The organism is Burkholderia sp. MR1-5-21, assembly GCF_053427715.1.
Map to the genome: position 1 here is coordinate 129,089 of NZ_JBSAXD010000016.1, position 13,045 is coordinate 142,133.

The 13,045-nt window shown below is 67.5% G+C and carries 14 protein-coding genes; 10 read left to right on the forward strand and 4 right to left on the reverse strand.

Going from position 1 to position 13,045, the window contains the following annotated elements; all coding sequences use genetic code 11:
* Positions 1-4 precede the first annotated feature (4 nt).
* From ACV229_RS22165 to ACV229_RS22190, 6 genes are read left to right on the forward strand one after another with little or no spacing between them, the layout of a single operon-like run.
* Entirely contained in the window at positions 5-538 is a 534-nt protein-coding gene (locus tag ACV229_RS22165) for a TadE/TadG family type IV pilus assembly protein (RefSeq protein WP_448085248.1), read from the forward strand.
* Complete coding sequence (locus ACV229_RS22170; protein ID WP_448085249.1) at positions 535-996, forward strand: TadE/TadG family type IV pilus assembly protein; 462 nt, start codon at positions 535-537, stop codon at positions 994-996. Before ACV229_RS22165 ends, ACV229_RS22170 begins: the two co-directional genes overlap by 4 nt.
* A 22-nt stretch (positions 997-1,018) precedes the next feature.
* Positions 1,019-2,227 carry an AAA family ATPase gene (locus ACV229_RS22175; RefSeq protein ID WP_448085250.1) on the forward strand — a complete coding sequence of 403 codons (1,209 nt, stop codon included), beginning with the start codon at positions 1,019-1,021 and terminating at the stop codon, positions 2,225-2,227.
* 20 nt (positions 2,228-2,247) lie between these two features.
* A complete protein-coding gene (locus ACV229_RS22180; RefSeq protein WP_448085251.1) occupies positions 2,248-3,612 on the forward strand; it encodes a CpaF family protein in 1,365 nt (454 codons plus the stop codon).
* Between the two features lie 48 nt (positions 3,613-3,660).
* Complete coding sequence (locus ACV229_RS22185) at positions 3,661-4,638, forward strand: type II secretion system F family protein (RefSeq protein ID WP_448085252.1); 978 nt, start codon at positions 3,661-3,663, stop codon at positions 4,636-4,638.
* 44 nt (positions 4,639-4,682) lie between these two features.
* A complete protein-coding gene (locus ACV229_RS22190; protein ID WP_448085253.1) occupies positions 4,683-5,654 on the forward strand; it encodes a type II secretion system F family protein in 972 nt (323 codons plus the stop codon).
* 143 nt (positions 5,655-5,797) lie between these two features.
* Here the strand turns inward: ACV229_RS22190 and ACV229_RS22195 are convergent, their stop codons facing one another.
* On the reverse strand, positions 5,798-6,580 hold the full coding sequence (locus ACV229_RS22195; protein WP_448085254.1) for an ABC transporter substrate-binding protein: 783 nt from the start codon (positions 6,578-6,580) through the stop codon (positions 5,798-5,800).
* Positions 6,581-6,823: 243 nt separating this feature from the next.
* On the opposite strand from ACV229_RS22195, the gene ACV229_RS22200 reads away from it, so the two are divergent.
* Positions 6,824-7,243 (forward strand): MbcA/ParS/Xre antitoxin family protein, encoded by a 420-nt coding sequence (locus tag ACV229_RS22200; RefSeq protein WP_448085255.1) that lies wholly within the window; start codon positions 6,824-6,826, stop codon positions 7,241-7,243.
* Between the two features lie 17 nt (positions 7,244-7,260).
* Positions 7,261-7,941 (forward strand): RES family NAD+ phosphorylase, encoded by a 681-nt coding sequence (locus ACV229_RS22205; protein ID WP_448085256.1) that lies wholly within the window; start codon positions 7,261-7,263, stop codon positions 7,939-7,941.
* Positions 7,942-8,043: 102 nt separating this feature from the next.
* Here ACV229_RS22205 and ACV229_RS22210 read toward each other — a convergent pair whose 3' ends face one another.
* Entirely contained in the window at positions 8,044-8,775 is a 732-nt protein-coding gene (locus ACV229_RS22210) for a metallophosphoesterase (protein ID WP_448085257.1), read from the reverse strand.
* A 122-nt stretch (positions 8,776-8,897) separates the two neighbouring features.
* On the opposite strand from ACV229_RS22210, the gene ACV229_RS22215 reads away from it, so the two are divergent.
* A complete protein-coding gene (locus ACV229_RS22215) occupies positions 8,898-9,551 on the forward strand; it encodes a DUF1345 domain-containing protein (RefSeq protein ID WP_448085258.1) in 654 nt (217 codons plus the stop codon).
* 24 nt (positions 9,552-9,575) lie between these two features.
* Here ACV229_RS22215 and ACV229_RS22220 read toward each other — a convergent pair whose 3' ends face one another.
* Entirely contained in the window at positions 9,576-10,244 is a 669-nt protein-coding gene (locus ACV229_RS22220; RefSeq protein WP_448085259.1) for a glutathione S-transferase, read from the reverse strand.
* A 155-nt stretch (positions 10,245-10,399) separates the two neighbouring features.
* Positions 10,400-11,107, reverse strand: a complete 708-nt coding sequence (locus tag ACV229_RS22225) for a methyltransferase (protein ID WP_448085260.1) — start codon at positions 11,105-11,107, stop codon at positions 10,400-10,402.
* A gap of 315 nt (positions 11,108-11,422) precedes the next feature.
* Between ACV229_RS22225 and ACV229_RS22230 the strand changes: the two genes are divergently transcribed.
* Positions 11,423-13,039: a DUF3459 domain-containing protein gene (locus tag ACV229_RS22230; protein ID WP_448085261.1), complete on the forward strand. Its 1,617-nt coding sequence runs from the start codon at positions 11,423-11,425 to the stop codon at positions 13,037-13,039.
* Positions 13,040-13,045: the final 6 nt, after the last annotated feature.

Below are 13,045 nucleotides of genomic sequence, written 5' to 3' on the forward strand. Positions count from 1 at the left end.
GATCATGAAATCACATCCGGCCAGGCGTTCGAAGACGCGCGGCGTCGCGGCGGTCGAGTTCGCGATCGTGCTGATCCCGATGCTTCTGCTCGTGACCGGCGTCGCCGAATTCGGCCGCGCGATCTACCAGTACGAGGCGCTGACCAAGGCGACGCGCAACGCGGCGCGCTATCTGTCGACGTTCAAGCCGAGCGACCCCGCGTATCCGCTGTCGGAGGCGCAGTGTCTCGTCGTCTACGGCTCCACGACCTGCGGCTCGTCGGGTACCGCGCTCGCGCCGGGTCTCACGACGTCGATGGTCGTCGTCTGCGATTCGTCGCATACGACTGGCTGCACCGGCCCGAACGATCCCGCGCAGTTCGCGAACGTGCCGACCTACGACAGCAACAACGCTTCGGCGAGCGGCACGCCGGCGGGCAGCATGAACCTGGTCGAAGTCAAGATCACCGGCTACCAGTACCAGCCGATCCCCGCGTTCAGCGGGCTGCAGCAGTTGATCTTCGGCGACATCATCACCGTGATGAGGCAAACGTCATGAACCCGCGCGCTCTTTCCCAGCCGCGTCGCCGCCGCCAGCGCGGCGCGACCGCCGTCGAGTTTGCGCTGATCGCCGGCGTGTTCTGCACGCTGCTGATCGGTATCTGCGAATTCGGCCGCGTACTGTTCTACTGGAATACCGCGAGCGAGGCGATGCGCCTCGGTGCGCGCACCGCAACCGTCTGCGACGCGGACGCGACGGTCATCAAGCAGCGCATCACGTCGCTTCTGCCGATCCTGTCGAACGCGAACGTGACGCTCACCTACCTGCCGTCCGGTTGCGATGCCGATGCGGCGACCGCGCGCAGCACCTGCACGTTCGTGACCGTCCAGGTATCGAACGTCACAGTTTCGACGCTGATCCCATTCGTGAGCGTGTCGGTGACGATGCCGCCGTTCACGACCACGTTGCCTCGCGAGAGCATGGCGACGTCGACGGGCGGATCGGTTTGCCAATGACAGAACAGGCGAGGCGAATAACATGATCAACATCCTCGTGGCGTCCGACGATACGGGGCGACTGACTCAAATTGCCCGGATCGTCGCCGATTCCGGCAACTATCGGGTCACGCGTGCGGCCGGCCGGCCGACGCAGATCGAGCACCGGACCGACGGGCTCGATGCATTCGACGTGCTGATGATCGACGGCGCATCGATCGATGCGGCCGAGCTCGCCGCGATCGAGCGGATGTGCCGACTGCACATGGGCCTGAGCTGCTTGCTGATCACCGCGGACGCGTCGCCGCATACGCTGCTCGACGCGATGCGTGCAGGCGTGCGCGACGTGCTCGCGTGGCCGCTCGAGACGCGCACGGTGACCGATGCGCTGCAGCGCGCCGCCGCGCAGAGCAGCCGGCGCGACACCGACGACACACGCATCGTGTCGTTTCTGTCGTGCAAGGGCGGCGCGGGCACCAGCTTCATCGCCGGCAACGTCGCGTACGAGATCGCGGAGAGCTGCAAGCGCCGCGTGCTGCTGGTCGACCTGAACCAGCAGTTCGCGGATGCAGCCTTTCTGGTGACCGACGAGACGCCGCCGTCCACGCTGCCGCAGCTGTGCACGCAGCTGGAGCGGCTCGACGGCGCGTTTCTCGAGGCGAGCGTTGCGCGCGTGACGGAGACGTTCCACGTGCTCGCCGGCGCGGGCGACCCCGTGAAGGCCGCCGAGATGCGCGAGGACGCGCTCGAATGGATTCTCGGCGTCGCGACGCCGCGCTATGACTTCGTGGTCTTCGATCTCGGCGTGAGCCTCAATCCGCTGTCGATGGTCGCGCTCGATCGCAGCGACCAGATCGAACTGGTGCTGCAGCCGGCGATGCCGCACGTGCGCGCCGGCCGCCGGCTGCAGGAAATCCTGATTTCGCTCGGCTATCCGCTCGACCGGCTGCGCCTCGTGCTGAACCGCCAGGCGCGTTCGAGCGAGCGCACGCGTGCGGCGCTCGAGGAGGTGCTCGGGATGCGTGCCGCATGCGTGATTCCGGAGGACGTCGAGGTCGCGCTCGAATCGATCAACCAGGGGCATCCGGTGTCCCGCCTTGCGCGCAACAGCGCCGTTGCGCGCGCACTGCAGGCTTGTGCGAAGCAGATCGTCGAAGGCGGTCAGAGCGCGACACACGGCGCGGCGCGCAGCGAACCACTGATCGCGCGGCTGTTCGGGCGCGGCGGCGCGCCGAAGCTTAAGTCCATGTGAAATCTTACGGGGAGTCCATCATGTCATTGCGCGAACAGATGTCGTTGCAACGGGTGCCGGCCTTCGCGTCGCGTGCCGATCAGGGCGCGGCCGGATCAATGGTGCGCGAAGCCTATCAAAAGCTGCGCCGCGAGATCCACGCCGCGGTACTCGAGCGGGTCGAGCTGGAGCGCCTGTCGCGTATGCCGCTCGAGCAGGTCCGCCAGGAAATCGCCGCGCTGATCTCGCGCATTCTCGACGAGGACAAGCTGCCCGCGAACGACATCGAGCGGCGCCAGCTCGCGATCGACGTCTACGACGAAATGTTCGGGTTCGGTCCGCTCGAAACGCTGCTGCGAGACCCGAGCGTGTCGGACATTCTTGTCAACACGTACAAGCAGGTGTACGTCGAACGCCATGGCCAGCTCGAGCTGACCGATGTGACGTTCTACGACGACGCGCACCTGATGAAAGTGATCGAGAAGATCGTGTCGCGCGTCGGCCGCCGCATCGACGAAGCGAGCCCGATGGTCGACGCGCGCCTGCCGGACGGCTCGCGCGTGAACGCGATCATCCCGCCGTCGGCGATCGACGGTCCGCTGATGTCGATCCGGCGTTTCTCGGTGAACCCGCTGAAGATGGACGACCTCGTGCGCTACCAGAGCCTCACGCCGCCGATGGCGGAACTGCTCGACGCGCTGGCGCGCGCGAAGGTGAACGTGCTGGTGTCGGGCGGCACCGGCAGCGGCAAGACGACGCTGCTCAACATCCTGTCCGGCTTCATCCCCGCCAACGAGCGGATCGTCACGATCGAGGATGCGGCGGAACTGCAGCTTCAGCAGCCGCACGTGCTGCGCCTCGAAACCCGTCCACCGAACATCGAGGGCAAGGGCGAGATCACGCAGCGCACGCTGGTGCGCAACGCGCTGCGGATGCGGCCCGATCGCATCATCCTCGGCGAAGTGCGCGGCGCCGAAGCGCTCGACATGCTGAACGCGATGAACACGGGTCACGAAGGCTCGCTCGCGACGATCCACGCGAACACGGCACGCGATGCGCTCACGCGCCTCGAGAACATGATCAGCGTTGCGGGCCTGTCGCTGCCGCCGAAGACGATGCGCCAGCAGATCGCTTCGGCGATCTCGGTCGTCGTGCAGGCCGCGCGCCTGACCGACGGCAAGCGCAAGATCGTCAGCATCTCGGAGCTGACCGGGATGGAGGGCGACATCATCAACATGCAGGATATCTTCACGTTCAAGCGCACGGGCATGGACCAGGACGGCACGGTGCGCGGGCATTTCTGCGCGACGGGCGTGCGCCCGAAATTCGCCGAGCGGCTGCAGGCGTTCGGCATCAACCTGCCCGATGCGCTGTACGACCCGGCGCGCCGCTACGAGGCGAACTGACCGCGCGGCCGGCGCGAGCCGGCCGCCGTCCGATGTCGAGGAATGGCCATGGACCCGATTTTCTATGCATTCGTGATTCTCCTGTTCGTCGCGGTGGTGCTGGCGTTCGAGGGGCTCTATCACTGGTGGAACGCACGGCACGGCGCCGAAGCGCAACGCATCGAGTCGCGCATCCGCGCGATGTCGGCGGGCGGGCAGGTGCAGCAGGAACGGCTGTCGATCCTCAAGGACCGGATGCTCAACGGCGCAAAGCCGCTCGACCGGTTGCTGATGAGCATGCCGCGCGTGCAGTCGCTCGATCTGCTGCTGCAGCAGTCCGGCATGAGCTGGTCGGTTGCGAAGCTGATCGGCATGTCGCTCGCGGTGCCGCCGCTCGTGCTGTTCGTGCTGATGTTCACGCCGCTGCCGTTCCTGACGATTCTGCCGATCGCGCTGTCGTTCGCCGTGCTGCCGTTGCTGCACGTGAAGCGGCGCCGTAACCGCCGGATGCGCAGGCTCGAACGGCAGCTGCCGGAGGTTTGCGACATGATCGCGCGCGCGCTGCGGTCCGGGCATGCGTTCACGAGCGCGATCGGCATGATCAGCGACGAGTTCAGCGAGCCGATGGGCAGCGAATTCCGCATTACGTTCGACGAGGTCAACTATGGCGTGTCGCTGCACGACGCGCTGATGAACCTCGCGACGCGCGTGCCGATCCGCGATCTGCGCTACTTCGTGATCGCGGTGCTGATCCAGCGCGAGACGGGCGGCAATCTCGCGGAGCTGCTCGACAGCATCGGCGCGTTGATCCGCGAGCGCTTCAAGCTGCTCGACAAGGTTCGCGTGCTGTCGGCCGAAGGGCGCATGTCGGCCTGGGTGCTCGGTCTGCTGCCGTTCGGCACCGGCGCGTTGATGATGATGCTGAACCGCCAGTTCCTCGCGGTGCTCTGGGAGGATCCGGCCGGGCTGAAGGTCGTCGGCTTGATGCTGGTGATGATGGCCTGCGGCGTCTTCTGGATGCGGCGCATCATCCGGATTCATGTCTGAGCGCCGCGCTGCCGGATGCCTGACGAATTGATCGGGGAACTGACATGGAAAACATGAACATTACGCAAATCGTCGTGCTGGCGGGCCTGTTCGCGATCGTGTTCGCGGGCGCACTGGTCGCGATGCTCGTATTCGTGCCGCGCAGCATGCAGCGCCGCATCGCGCAGGCAGGCGGCGGCGCGGCGGCGCTGGGCGATGCGGGTATGTCGGCCGATACGGGTCCGGGATGGGCTGCGAAACTCGCGGAGCTGTCGCAGCCGATCTCGAAGTTCTCGCTGCCGAAGGAGGGCTGGGAGCAGTCGCCGCTGCGCATCCGGATGATGAATGCCGGGTGGCGCTCGCCGAATGCGGCCAGCCTCTATTTCGCGGCGAAGACGGTGCTCGCGCTCTTGCTGCCCATGATTGCGCTGCCGTTCCTGATCGCGACGAAGCTTGGTGAAAGCCGCAACGGGCTCGCGCTGGTCCTGGTGCTGATCTGCACGATCGGCTACTACATTCCGAGCTTTGTGCTGGCGCGCAAGGTCGCGTCGCGGCAGCAGGCGATCTTCGAGGATTTCCCCGACGCGCTCGACCTGCTGACGGTGTGCGTCGAAGCGGGCCTGAGCCTCGACGCGGCGCTGATGAAGGTGTGCGAGGAACTGCGCTTCAACAGCCCGGTCGTCGCGAGCGAGCTCGACCTGATGCTGCTCGAGATGCGTTCAGGCTACACGAAGGTCGACGCGCTGCACAATCTCGCGCTGCGCACGGGTGTCGAGGACATCGATTCGTTCTGCAGCATGCTGATCCAGGCGGACCGGTTCGGCACGAGCATCGGCGATTCGCTGCGGGTGCTGTCGGACATGCTGCGCACGCGGCGTCGCATGCGCGCCGAGGAGCGTGCGGCCAAGATTGCGCTGAAGCTGCTGTTCCCGTTGATCTTCTGCGTGTTTCCCGCGCTGCTCACCGTGCTGCTCGGGCCCGCGTTCATCCACATCTACCGCGTGCTGCTGCCGACGTTTTCGGGGATACCTTACTGACGACACGGATCGGCCGCGCCGCCGGTGGGGGCGCGCGGCCGGGCGTTTTTCCACGCGGCAATGCCGGCGCGATCTGATCGCGTATGGCTGACCGGACGCCGGCGGGAATCCGCCGGCCCGGTCGGCTCCCCGCGCTTGCCGCATTACCCGCCGTAGATGTCGAAGTCGAAGTACTTCGACGCAAGCCGCTTGTAGGTGCCGTCCTTGACCATGTCGAGGATCGCGCGGTCGATCTTCGCCTTCAGGTCGGCATCCTCCTTGCGCAGGCCGATGCCCGCGCCGACGCCGAGGACCTTCTCGTCGACGAGTTCCGGCCCGACGAACTGGAAGCCGGCGCCGCGCGGGGTCTTCAGGAAGCCGAGGTCGGCCTGCACCTCGTCCTGCAGCGCGGCGTCGAGCCGGCCGGCCAGCAGGTCCGCATAGACGCCGTCCTGGTTCTGGTACGACACGACGTTCGCGCCTTGCTTCGCCCAGTACGCCTTCGCATACGCTTCCTGCGTCGTGCCCTGTTCGACGCCGACCGACTTGCCCTTCAGCGATTCGGGCGTCGGCAGCAGCGGCGAGCCCTTCTTCACGACGAGACGCGTCGGCTGGTTGTAGATCTTCGTCGTGAACCCGATCTGCTCCGCGCGCTGGGCGGTGATCGACATCGACGACAGCACCGCGTCGAACTTCTTCGCCTTCAGCGCCGGAATCATTCCGTCGAAGTCGTTCTCCGCCCACACGCACTTCGCCTTCAGGCGCGCGCAGATCTCGTTGCCGAGGTCGATGTCGAAGCCGACGAGCTTGCCGTCGGGCGCCTTCGACTCGAACGGCGCGTAGCTCGCGTCGGTGCCGAAGCGCAGCGTGGTCCAGTCCTTTGCGGCGGCGGTGCCTGCCGATGCGGCGAGCAGGGCGATCGAAACGGCGGCAATCAGTCTCTTCATGTGCGCTCCTTGGCGTGGTCTTTCCGGTTCTGTACGACACGGTGTCTGCCGGACCGGCGGTCGCGGTGTATTCGCGAGCGGGGTGTCCGCCCTGCCATTAACGCAGAAAATAAAAATTGAGTCCATAATGGACAAAAAATATCGTTCTGGCGCTGAACGCGGATCGGTGGGCGGGTGTCGACCCTTGCAAAAATACGAAAATGGACTAATCTTGTTAGTAAATTCGTTTTGAGACTAACGATCATGTCACAGCCCGCATACGTTCCGCATCCGGTTCCGCCGCAGGCTTCGGTCGCGCAGATGTCGTCGGCCGGCCTGCGCGCGTTTTTCAACATCGCACGCGACTGGGACCTGACGGTCGACGAGCAGATCGTGCTGCTCGGGTCGCCCGGCCGTTCGACGTTCTTCAAATGGAAGGCGGCGCCCGAATCGGCGCGCCTGCCGCGCGACACGCTCGAGCGCCTGTCGCTGCTGCTAGGCATCTACAAGGCGCTGCAGATCCTGCTGCCGCAGCCGGCTGCCGCGGATGCGTGGGTCAAGCGGCCGAACGACGCGGCGCCGTTCGGCGGCAAGCGCGCGCTGGATCGCATGCTGGCGGGCAACGTCGGCGATCTCGTCGCGGTTCGCCAGTATCTCGACGCAATGCGGGGCGGGTGGGCGTGAACATTCCGGACGCATTGATGAACTGGCCCACGACGGCCCTCGACTGGACGCCCGCCTATCGCGTCATCCCCACCCGGTTTCCGGCAATCAACCTGTTCGACCGCGTTGCGTCGGCGGACGATTTCGACGCGCTGTACGCGCTCGAATCGCTGACCAACGACCGCATCCGCAACGAGGTCGGCACGCTCGATCTCGTGCCGCCGGCAGAGCGCCGCTACGGGTTCGGCTGGGGGCCGATCATGGCCGCGTTCACGCACCTGAATCCGCAGGGCAGCCGCTTCTCGGACGGCAGCTACGGCGTGTTCTACTGCGCGCGCTCGCGCGATACGGCGATCGCCGAGACGCGCTACCACAGCAGCCTGTTCCTGGCCGCGACGAAGGAACCGCCGATGCGCCAGCAGATGCGGCTCTACACGGTGATCGCGCAAGGCGACGTGGCCGATGTGCGCGCGTGGGCGCAGCGCGATCCGGCGCTGCTGCATCCGCAGAACTACGGCGCGGGGCAGGCGCTCGGACGGGCGGTGCGCGATGCGGGCGGCGCGGGCGTCGCCTATCCGTCGGTGCGCGATCCGCTCGGCGAATGCCTGGCCGCGTTCAGGACAACGATCCTGCGCGACTGCCATCACGCCGCGTATCTCGAGTACAACTGGAACGGCACCGGAATCGACGCGGTGTTCGAGCTGAATCAGGTGGGGTAGCGGCGGGTCGCGCCGGTTGCCCGCGTGCGTCCTTGCGTGACGCGCAGGGTTCGGCCGGCAATGCGCGTTCGCACGCCCGTGGTTCGCGCAAGCCGTTCCGCGTTACGGCAGCGGCCAGTCGCCCGCATGCCGCTCGCGCGCTTCCGCTTGCGACACTGACCAGCTGTTCCCGGTGCGCGGCTCGACGAGCGTCAGGCGCCCGGACGGCGCGAATGCGCCGGTATCGATGAACCATTGCGCGCCGATCCGCAGCGGCTTGCGTACCGGCGTATGCCCGCTGCAGGTCAGCGACAGGCCGTGCTGCCGGTCGGGATCGGCGAGCCCCTGCACGAGATCGCGCCCCCAGATCAGCCGCTCGCGTACGTTCGGTGCATAGGTGCCCGTGTCGAGTTCGGCATCCGGGCCGAAGAATTCCGCATGCAGCACGTTGAAGCGGTCGGGCCCGTCGCCGACCACGCGCACGAGCGGCAGCGCTTCGACGCGTGCCGCATGCGCGCGCAGCCGTTCGGGCGGCAGGTCGGCGCCCCAGTCGCCGCCGATCCCGCGCCACGCGTCGGCCGGCAGCTTGCCGCGCGCGACGAGGCTCAGCACTTCCTCGTGATTGCCGCGCACGACGTGGCACCACGGGCGGTCGAGCAGGTCGAGCGCCCGTTCGGATTCGGGGCCGCGGTCGACCAGATCGCCGACCGAGAACAGCCGGTCGGTGTCCGGATCGAAGCGGACGTCGTGCAGCAGCGCGCGCAGCGTATCGAGGCAACCATGCAGGTCGCCGACGACGAAGTCGCGGCCGAGGGTGTTCGCGGGATGGCGGCAGAGGGCGGGAGCGGTAGTCATCTTATTATCTTAGGCGCTTGCGTACATCGCCACGACATGCCCGATTGGCGATAATCGGGGCGGTACCAGCCGGACCGGCCCCGAGCCGACCGGTGCCTTCCACTCGCTTTCGGAAACGCAAGATGACCCTTTATCCGCAGGTATTACGCAACCGGCCGCGCATGGTGACGGCATTCGTCGTCGGCGTGCTGTGCGCGCTGGTGGTGCCCTTCCAGTTGCGCACGACCGTGCGCGCGCTCGTCGGCTGGGATTGCGCGATCTGGCTGTATCTCGTGATGATGTGGGTGCGCATGGTGACCGCGCAACACCATCAGGTGCGCGAGATCGCGATTCGCGAGGACGAGAACGCGACGACCGTGCTGACGCTCATCTGCTTCGCGACCGTCGCGAGCGTGGCCGCGATCGCGATCGAGCTCGCGACGGCGAAGGGCGTCGGCTTTCGCGCGGGGCTCGGCCATTACGCGGTGACGGCCGCGACGCTGTTCGGCGCGTGGTTCCTGATTCCGACGATCTTCACGCTGCATTACGCGCGGCTCTACTATGCGTCGCCGGCCGACGCGCGTGCGCTCCGTTTCCCTGACAGCAAGCCCGAGCCCGACTACTGGGATTTCCTGTACTTCTCGTTCACGATCGCGGTCGCGTCGCAGACCGCCGACGTGTCGCTCACGAACCGGTCGGCGCGGCGCGCGGCGCTGTCGCAGTCGATTCTGTCGTTCTACTTCAACATGGCGGTGCTCGGCCTGTCGATCAACGTCGCGGCGGGGCTGTTGAGCTGAAGTCCCCACGGCCGGCCGTCCGGTTCACTTGAGCAATCCGTACGGCCCGCCGCGTTCGAGCGCGCGCCGGTACGCGGGCCGCGCGTGGATCGTGTCGAGAAAGCGCGCGATCGCCGGATACGTGCCGCCGTCGCCGCGCGCGGTCGCCGCTTCGAGCGGAAAGCTCATCTGGATGTCCGCGGCGCTGAAGCTGTCGCCGACGAACCACCCCGTGCGGCGCAGCGTGTCGTCGATGTAGCCGAGATGCAGCGAGATCTGCGGATCGACGAAGCTCGATTGCAGCGACGCCGCGATCTTGCGCGCGATCGGCCGCGCGAAGAACGGCATCGGCGCGTTGGCGATCCGCAGCGCGACAAGCTTGAGCAGCAGCGGCGGCATTGCCGAGCCTTCCGCATAGTGCAGCCAGTATGTGTAGTCGAGCCGCTCGGGCGTGCCCGACGGCGGTGCGAAGCGACCCTGGCCGTAGCGCTCGATCAGGTACTCGACGATCGCGCCGGATTCCGCGAGGGTGCGCCCGTCATCGGTGACGACCGGCGACTTGCCGAGCGGATGGATCGCGCGCAGCGCGGGCGGTGCGAGCATCGTCTTCGGATCGCGCTCGTAGCGTGCGATGTCGTACGGCACGCCGAGCTCCTCGAGCAGCCAGAGCACGCGTTGCGAACGCGAGTTGTTCAGGTGGTGGACGGTGAGCATGGCGATGCCGGAGCAGGGGCGGGAACGACATCATAGAGCGCCATGCGCTGATGCGGGCCTCTATTCGTGTCCGGAAACCGGGCCCCGGGCGACGGCGCCCGTCGCCGTGCGTCGCGCTTGCGGCGCCACCCGCCATCGCCCGTCACCGCCGCGCGTCACGCACGCCGCACCGCGATCCACGCGCCCCAGAACAGGCTCGCGAAGAAACGCAGCGGCGCGTCGAAGCCGGCGTCGTGCAGCAGCCGGTGCACGTCATCCTCGGTCGCGGGCGGATCGGCGCCCTGCAGGATCTTCGCAAGCTTCTCGCGGACCGCGTCGGGCGTCGCCCCTTTCATGCGCCAGCGCTGCTGCCATGCATCGAGCAGGCGCGGATGATCCGAATAGCGGCGGTAGTTGCCGGCGACGACGAGCGGCGCGCCGGGTTTCAGGCGCTGCGCGATCGCGCGCAGCAACGCGGCTTTCGCCGCGTCGCCGGGCAGGTGATGCAGCACGCCGATCAGCGTCGCGCCATCGAACGCTGCGGTGTCGGGCAGCGCGTCGATACCGTCTTCGACGAAACGCGTGCGCGCGCCGAATCCTGCGGCTTCGATGCCGGCGCGCGCGAGCGCGAGCATCGGCGCCGACGGATCGACGGCCGTGAAGCGCCACCCCGGTTCGAGCGCGGCGGACACGACGATTTCCTGCCCGGTGCCGCCTGCGCCCGCGACGAGGAGCTGCGCGTCGCGCGCGCCGATCGTCGACGCGAGCATGCATGCGGTGAGCTCATGGCAGGCGTCGTAGCCGGCGAGCGCGATGCGGGATTGCTCGGCGTATTCGTTGGCGCGCGCCGGATCGAATTTCGCGGCGCTGGTGGGAAGCGACATGGCGGGTTCCTCGGGTTGGTGGCGGACGGCGTGTCCGCGTGCGATGGGGCAGAGCGTAAGCGTGCGGATGGTCGGCAACAAGGCGAGTGGTCATCCCGGTATGCGGACTACCATGCGTGCCGTTCTGCCGTTCTGCCGTTCTGCCGGGCCCCACCGGGGTCGGTATGCATTTAAAAATCGCCACCCGCGCGCGTCGTCGCCATCGAACCGGCGCATACTGTTTCACTCACTCCCGCTTGGCAACCCGCATGCCAGGTCCTCCCGCGCCGTGTCGACGGCGCTGCCGTGCAGCCCGGCACGCACGAGGAGCGCACAATGTCCGATTGTCCGCACGATCCGTATGCGCATCACTATATCCACTGTCTGCCGTTCGGCGCGCAGCCGTGCGGCGCGAGTTGCGCGTCGCCGCGCACGCATTTCCGCGTATGGGCGCCCGGCTGCACACAGGTCCAGCTCGAACTCGACGCCGGCAGCGGCATGACGGTCATGCCGATGATGGCGGCCGGCCCGAACTGGTTCGAGGTGTTCGCCGAATGCGGCACGGGCGCGCGCTACCGCTATCGCCTCGACGACACGGTGTCGATTCCCGATCCGGCCTCCCGTTCGCAGCCCGAAGGGCTCAACGGCCCGAGCGAGGTCGTCGATCCGCGCGCGTTCACCTGGCGTCACACATTCTGGCGCGGGCGTCCGTGGGAAGACATCGCGCTCTATGCGATCCAGCCGCTTGCGGCCGGCGGCTTCGAAGGCGTGCGGCGCCGCCTGCCGCAGCTTGCGCACCTCGGTGTGACCGCGCTCGAACTGCTCGCGTCGCCGCACGACAGCCTGCCGTTCGCGCCGCTCGCGATCGATGGCGGCCCCGACGCGCTGAAGGCGCTGATCGACGACGCGCACGGCTATGGTTTCGCGGTCATGCTCGAGCTCGACTACGCGCGCTTCGGCAGCGGCACGGATGCGCTGCGCCATTACGCGGCGCCGTTCTTCCACACCCGCGACGATCCGCTGCAGGCGCCGCCGCTCGCGCTCGACCATCCGGAAGTATGCGATTTCTTCTGCGACAACGCGCTCTACTGGATCGAGGAATACCGCTGCGACGGCCTGCGCCTGCGCGAAGCGGATCGCATCGACACGACGTGGCTGCGCGAGATCGCGGACCGGGTACGGGCCGCGACGCCGTCCGACCGGCTGATTCACCTCGTGCTCGGCAGCGAGCGGCATCCCGCGCATCTCGCCGATACGCACTTCGACGCGCAATGGAACGGCTGCGGCGAGCGGGCCCTGCACCGGCTGACGGGCGGCGCGTCGACGCATGACGGGATTTCGGCGCATCAGTCGATCCATACGCTTGCACGCGCGCTGACGGCGGCGGGCACCGCGTTCCAGCCGGCGTCGCCGACGGAGGGCGGCGCGACGGATGCTGCGTTGCCGCTGACGTCGCTCGTGCTGTCCGACGGCGCGTGGCAGGATCGCGAGGCGGGCCTCGCCGCGCTCGCGCTGTCGTTGCTGACGCCGCAGATTCCGTTGATCTTCGACGAAACGGCGCGCGATGTCGAACGTGCGCATTTCGTGCAATCGGCGCTCGCGGTGCGCGCGAAGCTGATCGCGCCGCGGCTTGCCGACTGCCGGCCGCAGGACGCGCACACGCTGCGCATGAGCGGTGCGGGCGAGGCCGATGCGTTGCTCGCGTCATGGCGGCTTGCCGACGGCGAGACGCTCAGCATCGCGCTGAACTTGTCGCCGGAAGCGGTGCCGTTCGACGCCCCTGAAGGGATGGTGGTGTTCGAGACGCCGGGACGCGCGCGCGACCGGGTCGATGAAGGCGAGCTGCCGCCGTATTCGCTCGTTGCGTGGCTGACGGGCGACGTCAACCAGTATGCGCTGACGCACGACGTGCGCCGGATCGACGACGGCACGTGGCGCGGGATGCGCGCCTGAGCGCGT